This window comes from Acidovorax radicis (assembly GCF_020510705.1).
In the GTDB taxonomy this organism is placed as follows: domain Bacteria; phylum Pseudomonadota; class Gammaproteobacteria; order Burkholderiales; family Burkholderiaceae_C; genus Acidovorax; species Acidovorax radicis_A.
The window spans coordinates 3,018,128-3,033,334 of record NZ_CP075184.1 but is presented as its reverse complement, the minus strand read 5'-3'; the positions used below and the strand labels follow the sequence as shown (position 1 = coordinate 3,033,334).

The following is a 15,207-nucleotide window of genomic DNA, read 5'->3' as shown; positions in this document are numbered from 1 at the left end:
AAGGGGTCAGCCCCCGGTCACAGGGGAGATGATTTCGACGTGGTCGCCCGGCTGGAGGACGTGGGCTGCGTAGCGTGTGTTGGGCACGAAATGGGTGTTGACGGCCACGGCAAAGGGCGGTCGCGCGGCAAGGGCGGCCACGGCGTCGGCCACCGTGGCGTTGTCGGGCAGTTCGTGGGGAATCTGATTGATCGAAATATTCATGCCAAAGCGTGGAGAGCGGCGCCGGCCGGGGCCACGGCAGTGGGCTCCAGGTCCAGCGCAAGATCAAAGCGTTGCGAAAGCCCCGATTGTCCCGTGTTCAGCACTTCCAGCGCCACATCCAGCAAGGCCGGGGCAATCATGAAGCCGTGGCGGTACAGGCCGTTGATTTCGAGCACGCCCTCGCGCAGCTGCCGGATGGCCGGGAGGTTGTCGGGCAGCGTGGGGCGGCATTGCGTGGCCAGCTCCAGGATGCGGCCTTCTGCAAGACCGGGGTGAACGGCATACGCGGCGCTGAGCAGTTCCAGGGTGGAGCGCACGCTGGCCGGAGACATGTCATCGGATTCAATCTCGGTGGCGCCAATGACGAACAGGTGGTCTTCCTTGGGGGCTATGTAGATGGGGTAGCGTGGGTGCACCAGCCGCGTGGGGCGCTGCAGCGTGACGTCGGGGGCGTGTATGCGCACCACCTCGCCGCGCACACCGCGCAGTGCGGGCCAGTGGCCCTTGGCGCCCAGGCCACGGCAATCGAGAACCCAGTCCGGCTGGCCGGGCATGCCCGGCGTGAACGCCTCGGGAGTCTGTGGTGTGTGCCAGTGCGCGCGGACCGATAGCCGGTCCATTTCCACCGCCAGAGCCGCCAGCAGCTGGCGGTTGTCGAGCTGGCCTTCACCGGGCAGGTACAGGCCGTGGGCAAAGCGGCTCGCCAGCGTGGGCTCTGCCTGCGCGAGTGCGGCGCCATCGAGCTTTTGCAGGGGGGGCAGCTCGGGCACGATGGTTTGATTGGTTTCCAGCTGGCGCGTGAGCCGCTGCGCCTCGGCGGCGTCTTGGCGGTGCCACACGATCAGAGTGCCCGCCTGCTGAAAGAACACCGGCTCAGCCAACGCCGCCAGCATCTGGGGCCAGCGGGTGAGCCCGTGGTGTCCCATGCGCACGACGCCTGGCTCGGTGATCGCCGACTCTGCCAAAGGGGCCAGCATGGCTGCAGCCACCCGGGCGGCTGAGGCTTCTGCGGCGGGGCTGCCAGCGTCATAAATATCGATGCGGTGCCCCTGGCGGGCCAGTTCGACCGCGAGTAATCGACCCATCAGGCCGGCGCCCAAAATGACAATGGAAGAGGGGGGAAGTGGCATATGGCTGGCGTTGTGTCCGTGTGCTGAAAGGCAACAGTGGACAAAACGGGGCTATGCCGTTGGTGGAAACTCCCCACGCCAGCATGACCTGGATCGGGTAGCGGGGCCGTCGTGCACAACGCGGTGCAAGACACGTTGAGCAGGCCCCAGGGTATTTCTCAGTCGCACACCATAAAGGCGGGACACCCCTGTTTCGTCCGGAAAAACAAATTACAGCACATCCCTTACAAGCGTCTGTTGACCTGGCGCATAGGCCATAATTTTTGCATGACTTCTTCCACTCCCATTGTCAGCTCTGAGCACCAGCCACTCCTTCGCTACGCACGTGTCTTGTCCATCGCGGGGTCTGACAGCGGCGGTGGTGCCGGCATCCAGGCCGACCTGAAGACTTTCAGCGCTCTCGGTTGTTATGGCATGACGGCCATCACCGCCCTCACCGCGCAGAACACGCAGGGCGTGCGTGCCATCCACGGCGTGCCGCCCGACATGCTGCGCGCGCAGATCGACGCCGTGGTGGAAGACATCGGCGTGGATGCCGTGAAAATCGGCATGCTGCATGCACCCGAGGTGGTTGCCGTGGTGGTCGATGCCATTCGGCGGTATCACTTGCCGCATGTGGTGCTTGACCCGGTGATGGTGGCCACCAGCGGTGACCGGCTCATGGCCCAAGAAACCGTGCAGGTGCTGGTGCGCGACCTGTTCCCGCTGGCCACCGTGGTCACGCCCAATCTGGACGAAGCGGCGTTGCTGCTGGGCCGCCCCATCCCCGGTATCAGTGCGCTGGACGACGCTGCCCGCGCTTTGCTCACGCTCGGTGCGCAGGCCGTGCTGCTCAAAGGCGGGCACTTGCCGGGTGATGAGGTGGTGGACGTGCTCGCGCTGTCCGATGGCACGCTTCGACACCTGCGCTCGCCACGTATTGCCACGCACAACGGCCATGGCACAGGTTGCACGCTGTCGTCGGCCATTGCCGCGCAGCTGGCCCTGGGCCACGCGCTGCCCGAGGCGGTGGAGCGCGCGCGCACCTACATCCTGGGGGCTATCCAGGCAGGCGCCGCCGTACACACCGGCAAGGGCCACGGCCCGCTCAATCACGGTTATGCGCCAGTGGCACAGGTGGTGTTGTAGGTTTTTAAGTGTTTTCTGGCTCTGGCGCTTATCCATCAAGCGCAAGTAGCTATCAAAAAAGAAGCAATCAGAAAAGAAGCAACCAAAGCCCGTCAGACCCCGCGTGGCCGTGTACCCCAGGCCAGCACAAAGCTCAGTGCCAGTGTCGGCAGTGCTGACCCCAGCGCCGGGGCCACCGTGGGCAGCAGGTGGTAGAACGCGATGCCCGCCAGCCAGATGGCGATGGGTGCGGCATGCGCTTTGCCTGCGCGTTGCAGCATGGCCGCCGCGTCGGCGCCGAAGGCCAGGCGCCCCAGAATCACACCAAAAAGTGGCACGAACACGGAGCTGAGCATCAGCAGGAAGGGCTCCAGGCTGTGCATCGGCAGCACCAGCGCCATCAGCGTGCAGAGCACCGCCACGCCCAGGCCCCATTGGCGCACGCTCCAGCGTGGCAGCAGGCTGTGGGCCGACACCGCGCCCGAGTACGTGTCGCCATAGGCGTTGTCTACCTCGTCGATCAGAATCAGCGACAGCGCAATCAGCCCGCCCTGCGCCAGCAGCAGCGCGGTCACCAAATCCTCGCTGGGCAGCGTCAGCGCCACCAGCACGCCCAATGCATAACACCACACGTTGGCCAGCGCATAACCGGCCCAGGTGCCACGCAGCGCGGCACTGCCGTTTTTGCCGTGGCGCGCGTAGTCGGCCACCAACGGGAGCCACGAAATCGGCATGGCAATCACCAGGTCCAGCGCCGGCATCACACCCATGCCGCCTTCGCCGCGCCGCTGCCACAACTGCTCCAGCCCCTGCGCGTGGGCCAATCCGAGGAATTGCCAGCTCAGCCACAGCAGCGACAACACCACCAGCGGCAGTGCGACACGGGCAATGATGCGCCGCACCAGCTGCACCATAGAGCCGCTGATCAGCAGCGTGATCACGCCTCCCCACAGCAGCGTGGCCAGTGTTGGCCAATAGGCGGCCGCCATGGCGCCCGACTGGCGCCCGATGGACACTGTGGCATCGCGCATCACCACCAGCTCGAAAGTACCCCAGCCAATTAGCTGCACGATGTTCAGCACGATGGGCAACCGCGCGAACGCGCGGCCATACACCGCATGCATCAAGCCGGCGCTGGCCAGTCCACTCTCGCAGCCTATTTTTGCCACCCAACCCAGCAATCCCGCCCCTATTACCGAACCCGCCACAATGGACAACACCGCTTCCTGAGTACCCAGCGCTGGTATCAGATAGGCACCCACCTGCATCACCAGCAGGCCCACGCCCAGACTGAACCACAACGAGGCATGGTCGTGCCAGCGAAAAACGCGCTGCGCGGTGGAAACCGGTGTCAGCGCCTCATTGGCGGATGCGTTGTCGTGTGTGCTCAATGTGGACTCCTTGGCTCCTGTGGCGCAAGAAAGACCCGTGCCCCGCGCTGCGTGTGGCGTGGCGTTTCAGACGGGCTTCCCTGCGCGAGGATGATCTCAATCAGGTTCAAAGGGACTCTCTCAGCCCGCCTGCCAACGTCGGCAGTGGACACCCCTAGCGAATGCACCAGGCTTGCAGTGGTGCGGGGCGGATTTTAGTGCAGTGTTCCGCTGCCCTTGGCGCTTTGCCGTGTGGATTGCTCTCGACAATTCTGTTGGCCTGATCGCGAATCTGCCCCGAGGCCGTAGTAAAAAATCCATGCTGCGCCGAAGTAGACAAATGGATAGGCAGCCAGATACGCGAACAGTGCAATGTATGCCGAGCCTTGATCAGCGGACAAAAAGAGGGCGCGCAAAAACAGCGTGGCCAGTGCGATGGTGTAGACCAACAGCACCAGATATGCGCCTGCCGTTGCGCTCAGCAAGACCATGCGTTGCGTGCCAGGAAGCCGCAACTCACCGGACCAAAGCTTGCGGGGAATCTGGTAGAGGCGATAGATCGCAAGACCAAAAACCAGCGGGAAGATGAGTGTGGGCAGCACAAACATTGAAGCCTCTCTGGGGGGCAAACCAAGACACGGCAAACCTTTGACGCCGTGCGGCTGCGGCAAACCCCGTCTGTCAGCTCTGTGCCGCAGCAACCCCCAACAACCCCTGCAGCTTCGCACTGCTTGTCGTGTACTCCAACGGCAGCTTGTGTCCCGCCAGCCACTCGGCGGCGCCGAAGGCGGCCAGCGTGGCTTCGTGGAAGCCGCTGAGGATGAGCTTGCGTTTGCCCGGGTAGGTGACGATATCGCCCACGGCATAGATGCCGGGCACGCTGGTGGCGAAGGTGGCGGGGTCCACCACGAGTTGTTTGCGCTCCATGGCCAGGCCCCAATCTGCAAGGGGACCGAGTCGGGGCGAGAGGCCGAGCACGGCAACCAGTACATCAAGCGCCAGGGCGCGCTGGGCGCCTTCTGCATCGACCACCCTCAACGCATTGAGGTGGTCATGGGTGGTGTCGATGCCGGTGATCTGAACCGCTTCGACAACGATGCGCCCGGTGTCGCGCTGGTGCTGCAGGCGTTGTAGCAAGGCGTCTGGCGCCTGAAACACGTCGCGGCGGTGCAAGAGCGTGATGCGTGTTGCAGGGCTGCGTTCGGCCAGGTCGAGGGCACAGGCCACGGCGCTTTCGTCACCACCATGCACAACGACATGGCGGCCTGCGGTGTCGAACCCTGTGGGCAGCGATTGGTAGAAAACCTGCGTGCCGACAAACACTTCAATGCCTTCGGTCTTGAGCGTGCGCGGCACAAAGGCGCCGACACCTGCGGCAACGAAAACAGCGCGGGCCAGCAGCATTGCGCCGGTATCTGTTTGCACCAGCACGCGCCCATCGGGCTGGGGTGCGAGGGATGAGACCATCGAGCCCAAATGCCAGTGCGGCGCAAAAGGGGCGATCTGCTTGAGCAGCAACGCCACCAGCTCGCGCCCGGTGCACACGGGCACGCCCGGAATGTCGTAGATGGGTTTGTCGCCATACAGTTCGACGCATTGGCCGCCCGCATGGGGCAGCGCGTCGATCAGATGGGCCTTGAGGCCTTGCAGGCCGAGCTGGAACACCTGGAACAGACCCACGGGGCCTGCGCCGATGACGACGGCATCTGTTTCTTCCATCATGTCTGACGATTCAAGCCAGGGCCGTGGGGCCTGCCGTCTGGCCGTAAACCGGCGCACCGCTAGCCACTGCCATCACGGGGCCCGCCTTGCCAGGCCGCCGGTGGCATGTCCCCCAGGAGGAAGGCGCGCAGCGGCTCAGGGCAGGCGTCACTTGGCCAGGTCGCTGATCTTGCCGGGCTTGCCGTTCCACTCGTCTGCGTCGGGCAGAGCGGCCTTGCGTTTGGTGATGCTCTTCCAGCCATCGGCAAAGGCGAGGTCGGCGTTGAGCTTGATGAACGCGACCTGGTCTGCAGGCAGGTCTTCTTCGGCAAAAATGGCGTTGGCGGGGCACTCGGGGATGCAGACGGCGCAATCGATGCACTCATCGGGGTCGATGACGAGCATGTTCGGACCTTCGCGGAAGCAGTCCACGGGGCACACATCCACACAATCGGTGTACTTGCACTTGATGCAGTTTTCGGAAACGACGTGGGTCATGGCAGCAGTTGTGTGGGGCGGTGAAAACCCTCGATTTTAGGAGCTTTCACCGACATTGGTTACAGGGGCCCTCACCCCGGTGGGGTGACTTGGGTGTTGATCGGTTGATGTGGGTCAATTGACCAGCACGGCCGCCGCCGTTTTGTGGCTGGCAGTGTCGACAAGAATCATCGAACCCAGCACACGCGCCTGGCTGAACGCCGTTGCGGGCAGGGCTTCTTGCAGCAGCAGATCCACGTGGCCGATGGCGTTGGGATCCAGTTGCGTGGCGGCCTCTTCGGCCAGCGTGTTGATGTTGAGCTTGTGCACCACAGCCTTCACCTTGGCTTTCACCCAGCGGTGGCCGTGCAGCGCCCAATACACGCGTCCGGCGACCAGGGGCTCATCGTCCATCCATGCCACGGTGGTGCGCAACTCGCGGCTGGCGGGCCATGCGGGCACGCTGGCAGGCGTGTCGAAGTCATCCTCAGCGGGGGCGGCGGCAGTTGGTGCGGCCAGGATCCAGTCGCCCCGCGAGACGTCCACCTCGCGGTCGAGGATGATGCCGGCGCTTTGGCCCGCACCAACCCCCCCGGGGCGGCGTGCATGGTCCAGCACCTGGGCCACGGCGGCGAGTTGGCCACTGGGGAACACCTGCACCGGTGTGCCAGGGGCCACTTGCCCTGCGGCCACACGGCCCCAGAAAACGCGGCGGCCCTGCGAGGTGTCGGCGGACGACGACGAGGATTTCTCCACCCATTGCACCGGAAGGGCCAGCGGCAAGTCCGTGTCGGTGGGGGTGTTGGGCAGTGCTTCCAGCACTTGCAGCAGCGTGGGGCCGTCATAGCCGCTCCAGCCCGGATGGGCGTCCACCACGTTCCAGCCCTTGAGCGCTGAAACCGGCACCATGGCGCGCACGGCGATGCCTGCGGCCTGTGCAAAAGTGGTCAGCGCTCCCTGGATGTGCGTCCATGCCAGGGCGGGGTCTTCCACTGCGTCGAGCTTGTTCACGGCAAACACCAACGAGTGCACGCGCAGCAGGTGGGCGAGCAGCGAGTGGCGGCGCGTCTGCGACAGCAGCTCCAGCTGCGGGTTCTTCCAGTCGAGCTTGGTGGCATCGACCAGCACCACCGCCGCGTCGGCGCTACTGGCCGCAGTGACCATGTTGCGCGTGTATTGCTCATGGCCCGGCGCGTCGCCGATGATGAATTTGCGCTCTTCGGTGGCGAAGTAGCGGTAGGCCACGTCGATGGTGATGCCTTGTTCGCGCTCGGCGCTGAGGCCGTCGGTCAGCAAGGCCAGATCGGTCTCGCCCTGGCGTTGTACGCCCGCGAGGTGGTCTTGCAGCACGGCCTTGCTGTCCACCAGCAGGCGGCCGATCAGCGTGCTTTTGCCGTCGTCCACGCTGCCGCAGGTGATGAATTTCAGCGCGGAAATATGGTCATTTGTGCCGCTGGCGATTGATGGGTAAGCGCTGGCAGCTATCGAATTGGTAGTGGTCATCAGAAATACCCGTCTCAGAAATAGCCGTCTTTTTTGCGCTTCTCCATCGAAGCGTCGCTGGTCTTGTCGTCCATGCGTGTCGCGCCGCGTTCGCTCACGTCGGCGGCCAGGGTTTCGATCACGATGTCGGCTGCGGTGGCCGCCGTGCTCTCCACCGGGGCGGTGCAGGTGATATCGCCAACGGTGCGAAAACGCACGTCGCGGGTCTCCACGGTCTCGCCGTCGCGCGGGGGCGTCAGTTCGGTGACGGGCATCAGCATTCCCCGGCGGTCCACCACCTTGCGCTTGTGGGTGTAGTAGATGCTGGGCAGCGCGATCTGCTCGCGGTCGATGTACTGCCACACATCCAGCTCCGTCCAGTTGCTGATGGGGAACACGCGAAAGTGTTCGCCGGGCTGCAGGCGGGTGTTGAACAGGGTCCACAGCTCGGGGCGCTGGGCCTTGGGCTGCCACTGGCCGAAGCTGTCGCGGTGCGAAAAGATGCGCTCTTTGGCGCGGGCCTTTTCCTCGTCGCGGCGGGCGCCGCCGATCAGGGCGTCAAACCGAAACTCTTCAATCGCTTCGAGCAGCGTGACGGACTGGTGCACGTTGCGCGATTCGCCGGGATGGGCCAGGCGCACGGTGCCACGCGCCATCGAATCTTCGACGCTGCGCACGATGAGTTCGGCGCCCAGCTCCTTCGCACGGAAGTCGCGGAAGTCCGTGACCTCGGGGAAGTTGTGGCCCGTGTCGATCATCAAGAGCGGGTAGGGAATGCCGCCACCGCTGGCCTTGGTGCCAAAGGCTTTTTCGGCGCACTTGAGCATGACCAGCGAATCCTTGCCGCCCGAGAACAACAAGGCGGGGCGATCGAAGGCGGCGGCCACCTCGCGCAGGATGAAGATGGTTTCTTCTTCCAGCGCGTCAAGGTGGGCGTTGCTCAGGTGGTGTGCAGCGGCCTGGCTCAGGGCCGACTGGATCACGTCAGGGGTGGTTCGTGCATTCATGGCGAGTGTTTTTTCACGCTTTGTTCAGTGGGCCAGGTGGAGTCCGCACTCGCGCTGGTCTTCGCCCTTGGTCGGGTCCACGTAGTCGAAGTTGTTGGGCAAGCCGTGCTTTTGGCAATACTCGTACAGATCCTTGGACGACCAGTGCAGCAGCGGCGCGACCTTGATCAGGCCGTCGGGGTTGATGCTGACGGGCTCCATCTGGGCGCGCACGGCGGTGTCGGTGGCGCGCAGCGCGGTGAACCAGACCTTGGGGGCCGTCTCGCGCAGGGCACGGGCAAAGGGTTCGAGCTTGACCTCTTCGGTAAAGGCGGCATGGCGCGGGTCGTCGAGCGCGGGCGTGGTGCCATCGACGGCCTCACGGTGCGCGCGCGAGCGGCGCGGCAGGTAGATGTGCAGGTTCAGCCCCAGCTGCTTGGTCACTTCGTCGGCAAAACGGTAGGTGGCTTCGGTGTTGTAGCCGTTGTCCATCCAGATGACCGGCACATCGGGCTGCACGCGCGTGACCAGGTGCAGGATCACCGCTTCGAACGGGCGGAAGTTGGTGGTGACGATGGCCGGTTGGCCCAGGCCGAGCGCCCATGCCACCAGGCCGGGGGCATCGTGGCCGAGTGTGGCATTGACCTGCGCGAGGTCGGTGCTGCTGTTCATTGGATGGCTCACAGGATGGCTCATGCCGCCTCCCGTGCAAACAGGGGGCGCGGCTCGTTCACGTCGCCCTGGTAGAAATCGCCGAAGCGTTCGAACTGGCGCTGGGCGGCGGCGGGGTCCACGCCTTCCGCCAGCACTGCGCTGCTGAATCCACTGCGGTGCATGTGCACCAGCTGGTCAATCAGCACATCGCCTGTGGCGCGGATGTCGCCAGTGAAGCGGTAGCGCCGGCGCAGCAGCAAGGCCTGGCTGTACGCGCGGCCGTCCGTGAATTTGGGGAACTGCAGTTCCACACATTGCACGCCTTCGAGCGCGCCGCTGGTCACCAGATCGGCCAAATCGGCGTCGTTGGTGATTTGCAAGGTTTTTTCGGCTTCAGCGCCCGTGGATAAAGCGCCAGCAGCTATTATTTTCATAGTCATCAATCGCTCTCTCAGTCTTGTTCAGTCAGGGCTTCCTGGTCGGCCTTGGGGCGGCGTGCGCTGTTGGCCGCCTGCTTGAAGGGCTCGTGGCCAATGCGGCGCAGGGCGTCGATGAACAGCTCGCCCGGCTTGCGCAGTGTGCGGAAGGTGGCGAGCAGGGCCTCGATCACATCGGGCACTTCGGCCGCCGTGAACGACGGGCCGACCACCTTGCCGCCAATCGCGGGGCCAGACAGCGTGGTGCCGTCCGAACCGCCCAGCGTGATCTGATACCACTCCTTGCCGTCCTTGTCGACACCTAGAATGCCGATGTGGCCGCTGTGGTGGTGGCCGCACGAGTTGATGCAGCCGCTCATGTGCAGGTCGATGGGGCCCAGGTCGAACAGCTCGTCCAGGTCCTGATAGCGATCTGTCACGGCAGCACCGATGTGCAGCGAGCGTGCGTTGGCCAGCGAGCAAAAGTCGCCGCCCGGGCAGACGATCATGTCGGTCAGCAAGCCGATGTTGGGCTGCGCCAGGCCCAGGGCGCGCGCCGCGTCGTACAGTGCGGGCAGGTCGCTCTCATGCACCCAGGGCAGCATGAGGTTTTGTTCGTGGGTCAGGCGCGCCTCGGCAGCGCTGAACTGCTCGGCCAGCTGGGCCAGCGCGTCCAGGGTGTCGGCGTCGGCATCGCCGGTGGCAAAACCGGGGCGCTTGAACGACAGGGTGACCGTCTTGAGGCCAGGCAAGCGGTGGCCGCGCACGTTTTGCTGCAGCCAGCGCTGATAGAGCTGGCCCTCGGTGTTGACCTTGGACGGCAGGTTGGCGGCTTTCAGTTCGGGCACCACGAAATTGCGGGTGACCCGGTCCAGCTCGTCCTGCGTGATGGTGTGGGGCGCGCCGTCGAGCTCGACGATGTCCTTGTATTCCTTCTCCACCGCGTCGATGAAGTTCTGGCCTTCGCTCTTGACCAGAATCTTGATGCGCGCCTTCCATTTGTTGTCGCGCCGGCCGTAGCTGTTGTAGGTGCGAACAATGGCCTCGATGTAATTGAGCAACTGGTCCCAGGGCAAAAATTCGCGCACCACGCTGCCAATGATGGGCGTGCGGCCCATGCCGCCGCCCACCTTCACCGTGAACCCCACGCTGCCGTCGTCGGCGCGGCGGGCCTGCAGGCCGACGTCATACCAGCCGATGGCGGCGCGGTCTTCTGCGGCGCCATTGAAGGCGATCTTGAACTTGCGCGGCAGGTAGGTGAACTCGGGGTGCAGCGAGCTCCACTGGCGCGTGATTTCGGCAAACGGGCGGGTATCGACGATGCTGTCTTCGGCGATGCCTTCGAGCGCGTCGCAGGTGATGTTGCGGATGTCGTTGCCGCTGGTCTGAATGCCATGCATGCTCACGCTGGCCAGCAGGTCCATCACGTCGGCGGCGCGGGTGATGGGAATCCAGTTGAACTGCACATTGGTGCGCGTGGTGAAGTGGCCGTAGCCATAGCGCAGCGGCGCGGCAGGCAGCGTGGTGCCGGGCTGCGCGTTTTGCAATGCGTCTTGTGTGGCCTGGGCATGGGCCAGCAATTCAGGTGCGGGCTTGTCGTATTCGCGTGCGATGTGGGCCAGCGTGCGCAACTGCGTGCTGCTGATTTCGCCATAGGGCACGGCAATGCGCGCCATGGGCGCGTAGCGCTGGATGTACCAGCCGTTTTGCAGGCGCAGCGGCAAAAGCTGTTCGTCAGTCAGCTCGCCGCGCTGCCAGCGTTCGATCTGGTCGCGGAACTGCTCAGCGCGCAGTTTGACGAATTGCTTGTCGAAGTGGGTGTATTGGTACATGGGGCAACGAGCCTCTTAAATCAAAACAAGTTTGGCGCCCGCCCAGGCGAGCAGCAGCGAAAGGGCAGAGCGGATCAGCCGCTCAGGCGTATGGGATACCAGGCGCGAGCCCAGCCAGATGCCGGGCAGCGAGCCCGCCAGCAACTGCAGCAGCAGTGGCCAGTCCACCGAGCCCAGCGATGCATGGCCCAGGCCGGCCACCAGCGTGAGCGGCACGGCGTAAGCGATGTCGGCGGCGATGATACGTGGCAGCGGCAGGTGCGGAAACACCAGCAGCAGCACCGTGACGCCAATGGCGCCAGCCCCCACCGAGGTAAAGGTGACCATCGTGCCGATGACGGCGCCCAGCAGCACCGGCAGGCTCCAGTGGCGTGGCCGCGTGGCGGCGGCGCCGCTGCCCTGGCGGGCGGCTTGTTCGGCGGCCTGGCGCTGGGCCGAGAAAGCCACCACCTTGTAGAGCGTGGCTGCCGCAGTCAGCAGCAGCGCGACGCCCAGCGTGGTGGTCATGAGGCGTTGCACCGGCTCGCTGGTCGGGCCCAGGTGCTGCAGCAGCGCCAACGATCCCAGGGCTGCTGGAATGCTGCCCGCGCACAGCAGGCCGACCACGCTCCAGGGCACCATCCGCCTGCGGGCCAGGCCCACCGTGCCCCCCAGCTTGGTGAATGCCGCGAACAGCAGATCGGTGCCGATGGCCAGATGGGGCTTGACGCCAAAGAAGAAGATCAGCACAGGCGTCATCAGTGAGCCACCGCCCACGCCAGTCAGTCCCACGATCAGCCCGATCGCAAAGCCTGCAAAAACAAACGCCAATTCATGCATGCCGCGAATGTAGAGGCCGCGCTTATGGAAACAAACGATTGTTTCGTGCTGCTCTTATGCGAATAAGCTTATGCGCCAATGCTGGCGCGGCCTGGCGGCGGTTTGACCGGTGTGATGCCGATGTGGCGCAGGCTGTGGGCGCGGCACCACATGGAGGCCCTCTGCGTGCGTGGTGGGCGGGTATGAGGCTAGGAGGCTGTTGGATTTGCAGCCGACGATTTCCAAGTCCGGCAGCCTCCTAGATCCGCTCGGTCCCCATGGCGCGTGCCAGTCTGGCATCGATTGGCAGCGGTTCGCCCTGCAGGCGCGCGGCCAGCAGTTCGCCGCACAGCACTGCCCGCGTCAACCCGCGCGCGCCCATGGCGGTGTTGACCCACAGGCCGGGCAGGGCGTCGGCATCGATGGGGCCGACGATGGGCAGGCGGTCGGTGGAGGTGCAGCGCACGCTGGCCCAGGCGCGCACGGCCCCCGCGTCGGTGGGTGAGGGGGCAGCGAATGCCGCCTGCAGCGCGGGACTGGCGCCGGGCACGAGTTCCTGCAGGCGCTGCCAATTGGTGGCGTGTGCTGCAGCGACCTCGGCGGGCCCCAGCGGCAGGGTGTCCACGTCGCGCTCGAAGGTGGAACCCATGTGCCAGGCCAGGCCGTCTTCATGGGGCACATGGGCCACCAGGCCACCATTGCCATTGACAGGAAAGGGCGGCAACCCCGACATCGTGGCGCCTTGCACGCCCCACGACAGCTGGCCGCGAACGGGTTGCAGCGGAAGTCCGGGCGCTGCTGATCGCGCCAGCAGGGCGTTGCAGGCCGGCCCCGCTGCCAGCACCACGCATTCGGCCTCAGCCAGTGTTTGCCCTTGCGTATCCACGGCACGCCACAGCGGGGCGGTGTCGGTGTCGGTGGCGCCGGGGGCTTTCTGCAGGCGGGCCACGGGGGTGTGGGGCCGCCATTCAATGCCGGGTTGGGCCAGCAGGGCCTGCACCAACCGGGCGGGCCGTACCCAGCCTGCACGCACATGCCAGCAAGCAGGGGTGTCTGACGCCAGCCCGGCGGCCTGCAGTGTCTGGGCGTTGGCCGCCTGGCTCCAGTCGGCACCTGGGCCGGGCTCCCAGTCCTTGGGCAAGCCCAGGTTCTGGTCGGGCCGACGCTCCAGCACGCCGCAGGGATTCCAGTCCACGCCCTGCTGCAGCAGCGCCTGCGATTGCTGCAGCATGGCGCGCACGCCGCTGCGCGACACGCGCGAGAAAACGTTGTCGTCGGGCGAGAGGTGGGGCGCAAACAGGCCGACGGGCAGGCCGGATGCGCCTGCCGCCGGGGCTGCCGCGGCATCCAGCACCTGCACCTGCCAGCCGCGCCGTGCCAGGCTGACGGCGGTGGCAGCGCCCGCCAGCCCGCCTCCAATGACGATGCAGCGGGCGGGCGCTGCGGGCCCGGTGCCTGGTGCCGCTGGCCGCGCGGTGCGCGGCTCCCAGCGGGGGTTGAAGAGGGCATTGAGGTTGTCGCGCTTGGGGGGCACCCCTGGCACCTTGTGGACCTCGAAGCCGCATTGTGTGAGCGCATCGCGCACGGCGCGCGCAATGGTCCAGGTGGCCAGGCGCGTGCCCCGGTGGCAGCAGCGGGCCACGGCTTTCAGTGTGTACAAGTCCCAGATGTCAGGGTTGCGCTGCGGGCTGAAGCCGTCCAGATAGACCGAGTCCACGGTCCAGTCCTGTTGGCGCAACAGGGTTTGAGCGTCGCCGATACCCAGGGTGAGCAGGACGCGCCCGCCCTCGAAGGCCAGGCGATGCACGCCCGGCAGCAAACCCCAGAACTGGTCGTGCAGTTCTTGCGCCAGCGAGGCCAGCTCGGGGTGCGCGCAGGTGGCACGCAACAGATCGGCCGCGCTGACGGGCCAGGCTTCCGTGGACACGAAATGCAGGATGCGAGGGCGCTGTGGATCGGCGCGCCAAGCGGCCCAGGTGACCAGAAAGTTCAGCCCGAAGCCGAACCCGGTTTCGAGAATGCGCCACTGTGCCGCCCCTGCCCACGCCGCAGGCAGGCCGCAACCGTGCAGAAACACCTGGAGGGCCTGCTCCAGGCCCCCGTTCTCACTGTGATAGCGGTCGCCGAAGCGGGGGCTGAACGGAGTGCCGTCCGGTAGCCAGTCAATACGCTCAGGCATTTGGTGTCGTGGGGTGAAAATTCATGGAACAGGTCTGACGCGTGATGTCGCAGCGATGCATGACACGCCGTATGCCAAGGCCGCTCAGATGGCTGCGTCCATCGCTGCATGGGACCGACCGCACCGCAGCGTCTGCGCCACCGCCAAAAAAGTGATTTGGGCGAAACCGCTTTGGCAGCGCTGCACTGCGCTTCGCTTCGTTATGCGCTGGGCGGGACATAGCCCGCCGCAGCGTCTGCGCCGCCGCCAAAAAAGTGGTTTTGGCGAAACCGCTTTGGCAGCGCTGCACTGCGCTTCGCTTCGTTATGCGCTGGGCGGGACATAGCCCGCCGCAGCGTCTGCGCCGCCGCCAAAAAAGTGGTTTTGGCGAAACCGCTTTGGCAGCGCTGCACTGCGCTTCGCTTCGTTACGCGCTGGGCGGGACGTAGCCCGCCGCGGCGTCTGCGCCGCCGCCAAAAAAGTGGTTTTGGCGAAACCGCTTTGGCAGCGCTGCACTGCGCTTCGCTTCGTTACGCGCTGGGCGGGACGTAGCCCGCCGCGGCGTCTGCGCCGCCGCCAAAAAAGTGGTTTTCCATTTGCCGGGCCAGGTATTGGCGGGCGCGGGCGTCGGCCAGGTTCAGGCGGTTCTCGTTGACCAGCATGGTCTGGTGCTTGAGCCAGTCGGCCCAGGCTTCCTTGCTCACGCTTTCCCAGATACGTTTGCCCAGCTCGCCGGGGTAGGGAGGAAAGTCGAGGCCTTCCGCTTCCTTGCCGAGCTTGATGCATTGAATAGTGCGCGCCATGGGGGTTTCCTTGTAATGGGTGAGCAGAAAAACGCCTGCTCAGACGATTTGGATATAAAGAACTGAAATCTTAGTAGTTCCAGTTTTGA

15 protein-coding genes, 1 pseudogene and 1 riboswitch are annotated in these 15,207 nt (G+C 65.2%); of the genes and pseudogenes, 1 reads left to right on the top strand and 15 read right to left on the bottom strand.

Going from position 1 to position 15,207, the window contains the following annotated elements; all coding sequences use genetic code 11:
- Positions 1-6: 6 nt before the first annotated feature.
- A complete protein-coding gene (gene thiS, locus KI609_RS13830) occupies positions 7-204 on the bottom strand; it encodes a sulfur carrier protein ThiS (RefSeq protein WP_226444095.1) in 198 nt (65 codons plus the stop codon).
- Positions 201-1,334, bottom strand: a complete 1,134-nt coding sequence (locus KI609_RS13825) for an FAD-dependent oxidoreductase (RefSeq protein WP_226444093.1) — start codon at positions 1,332-1,334, stop codon at positions 201-203. The genes thiS and KI609_RS13825 overlap by 4 nt, the downstream gene beginning before the upstream one ends.
- Before the next feature lie 267 nt (positions 1,335-1,601).
- On the opposite strand from KI609_RS13825, the gene thiD reads away from it, so the two are divergent.
- Positions 1,602-2,462 (top strand): bifunctional hydroxymethylpyrimidine kinase/phosphomethylpyrimidine kinase, encoded by an 861-nt coding sequence (gene thiD / locus KI609_RS13820; RefSeq protein WP_226444091.1) that lies wholly within the window; start codon positions 1,602-1,604, stop codon positions 2,460-2,462.
- Between the two features lie 92 nt (positions 2,463-2,554).
- On the opposite strand, the gene KI609_RS13815 is transcribed toward thiD, so the two are convergent.
- The 13 genes and pseudogenes from KI609_RS13815 to KI609_RS13755 form a co-directional block, all read right to left on the bottom strand.
- Positions 2,555-3,832, bottom strand: a complete 1,278-nt coding sequence (locus KI609_RS13815) for a purine-cytosine permease family protein (protein WP_226444088.1) — start codon at positions 3,830-3,832, stop codon at positions 2,555-2,557.
- 60 nt (positions 3,833-3,892) lie between these two features.
- A riboswitch (TPP riboswitch) is annotated at positions 3,893-3,998 on the bottom strand.
- A 28-nt stretch (positions 3,999-4,026) separates the two neighbouring features.
- Entirely contained in the window at positions 4,027-4,419 is a 393-nt protein-coding gene (locus KI609_RS13810; RefSeq protein WP_226444086.1) for a hypothetical protein, read from the bottom strand.
- A gap of 73 nt (positions 4,420-4,492) precedes the next feature.
- The gene (locus tag KI609_RS13805; RefSeq protein ID WP_226450404.1) at positions 4,493-5,530 is read right to left on the bottom strand and encodes an NAD(P)/FAD-dependent oxidoreductase; all 1,038 of its coding nucleotides are present in this window, start codon (positions 5,528-5,530) and stop codon (positions 4,493-4,495) included.
- A gap of 150 nt (positions 5,531-5,680) precedes the next feature.
- Entirely contained in the window at positions 5,681-6,010 is a 330-nt protein-coding gene (gene fdxA / locus KI609_RS13800) for a ferredoxin FdxA (RefSeq protein ID WP_226444083.1), read from the bottom strand.
- Between the two features lie 114 nt (positions 6,011-6,124).
- A complete protein-coding gene (locus tag KI609_RS13795) occupies positions 6,125-7,492 on the bottom strand; it encodes a sulfate adenylyltransferase subunit 1 (RefSeq protein WP_226444081.1) in 1,368 nt (455 codons plus the stop codon).
- A gap of 14 nt (positions 7,493-7,506) precedes the next feature.
- Complete coding sequence (gene cysD / locus KI609_RS13790; protein ID WP_226444079.1) at positions 7,507-8,478, bottom strand: sulfate adenylyltransferase subunit CysD; 972 nt, start codon at positions 8,476-8,478, stop codon at positions 7,507-7,509.
- A gap of 24 nt (positions 8,479-8,502) precedes the next feature.
- Positions 8,503-9,129, bottom strand: coding sequence for a phosphoadenosine phosphosulfate reductase family protein (locus tag KI609_RS13785; protein WP_226444077.1), 627 nt, complete (start codon positions 9,127-9,129; stop codon positions 8,503-8,505).
- A gap of 20 nt (positions 9,130-9,149) precedes the next feature.
- Positions 9,150-9,545: a DUF934 domain-containing protein gene (locus tag KI609_RS13780; RefSeq protein ID WP_226450402.1), complete on the bottom strand. Its 396-nt coding sequence runs from the start codon at positions 9,543-9,545 to the stop codon at positions 9,150-9,152.
- A 17-nt stretch (positions 9,546-9,562) separates the two neighbouring features.
- A complete protein-coding gene (locus tag KI609_RS13775) occupies positions 9,563-11,359 on the bottom strand; it encodes a nitrite/sulfite reductase (RefSeq protein WP_226444075.1) in 1,797 nt (598 codons plus the stop codon).
- A 15-nt stretch (positions 11,360-11,374) separates the two neighbouring features.
- Positions 11,375-12,178 (bottom strand): sulfite exporter TauE/SafE family protein, encoded by an 804-nt coding sequence (locus KI609_RS13770; RefSeq protein WP_226444073.1) that lies wholly within the window; start codon positions 12,176-12,178, stop codon positions 11,375-11,377.
- A 238-nt stretch (positions 12,179-12,416) separates the two neighbouring features.
- Entirely contained in the window at positions 12,417-14,336 is a 1,920-nt protein-coding gene (gene mnmC, locus KI609_RS13765) for an FAD-dependent 5-carboxymethylaminomethyl-2-thiouridine(34) oxidoreductase MnmC (RefSeq protein WP_226444071.1), read from the bottom strand.
- A 200-nt stretch (positions 14,337-14,536) separates the two neighbouring features.
- A pseudogene (locus KI609_RS23050) lies at positions 14,537-14,608 on the bottom strand (oxidative damage protection protein); the annotation flags it as partial.
- A 237-nt stretch (positions 14,609-14,845) separates the two neighbouring features.
- On the bottom strand, positions 14,846-15,118 hold the full coding sequence (locus KI609_RS13755) for an oxidative damage protection protein (protein WP_008904189.1): 273 nt from the start codon (positions 15,116-15,118) through the stop codon (positions 14,846-14,848).
- Between the last annotated feature and the right edge of the window lie 89 nt (positions 15,119-15,207).

Excerpts from the sequence above, each read along its gene's own strand:
- thiS (WP_226444095.1), bottom strand. The coding sequence starts at position 204 with ATGAATATTTCGATCAATCAGATTCCCCACGAACTGCCCGACAACGCC.
- KI609_RS13825 (WP_226444093.1), bottom strand. The coding sequence starts at position 1,334 with ATGCCACTTCCCCCCTCTTCCATTGTCATTTTGGGCGCCGGCCTGATG.
- thiD (WP_226444091.1), top strand. The coding sequence starts at position 1,602 with ATGACTTCTTCCACTCCCATTGTCAGCTCTGAGCACCAGCCACTCCTT.
- KI609_RS13810 (WP_226444086.1), bottom strand. The coding sequence starts at position 4,419 with ATGTTTGTGCTGCCCACACTCATCTTCCCGCTGGTTTTTGGTCTTGCG.
- KI609_RS13805 (WP_226450404.1), bottom strand. The coding sequence starts at position 5,530 with ATGGAAGAAACAGATGCCGTCGTCATCGGCGCAGGCCCCGTGGGTCTG.
- fdxA (WP_226444083.1), bottom strand. The coding sequence starts at position 6,010 with ATGACCCACGTCGTTTCCGAAAACTGCATCAAGTGCAAGTACACCGAT.
- KI609_RS13795 (WP_226444081.1), bottom strand. The coding sequence starts at position 7,492 with ATGACCACTACCAATTCGATAGCTGCCAGCGCTTACCCATCAATCGCC.
- cysD (WP_226444079.1), bottom strand. The coding sequence starts at position 8,478 with ATGAATGCACGAACCACCCCTGACGTGATCCAGTCGGCCCTGAGCCAG.
- KI609_RS13785 (WP_226444077.1), bottom strand. The coding sequence starts at position 9,129 with ATGAACAGCAGCACCGACCTCGCGCAGGTCAATGCCACACTCGGCCAC.
- KI609_RS13780 (WP_226450402.1), bottom strand. The coding sequence starts at position 9,545 with ATGAAAATAATAGCTGCTGGCGCTTTATCCACGGGCGCTGAAGCCGAA.
- KI609_RS13775 (WP_226444075.1), bottom strand. The coding sequence starts at position 11,359 with ATGTACCAATACACCCACTTCGACAAGCAATTCGTCAAACTGCGCGCT.
- KI609_RS13770 (WP_226444073.1), bottom strand. The coding sequence starts at position 12,178 with ATGCATGAATTGGCGTTTGTTTTTGCAGGCTTTGCGATCGGGCTGATC.
- mnmC (WP_226444071.1), bottom strand. The coding sequence starts at position 14,336 with ATGCCTGAGCGTATTGACTGGCTACCGGACGGCACTCCGTTCAGCCCC.
- KI609_RS13755 (WP_008904189.1), bottom strand. The coding sequence starts at position 15,118 with ATGGCGCGCACTATTCAATGCATCAAGCTCGGCAAGGAAGCGGAAGGC.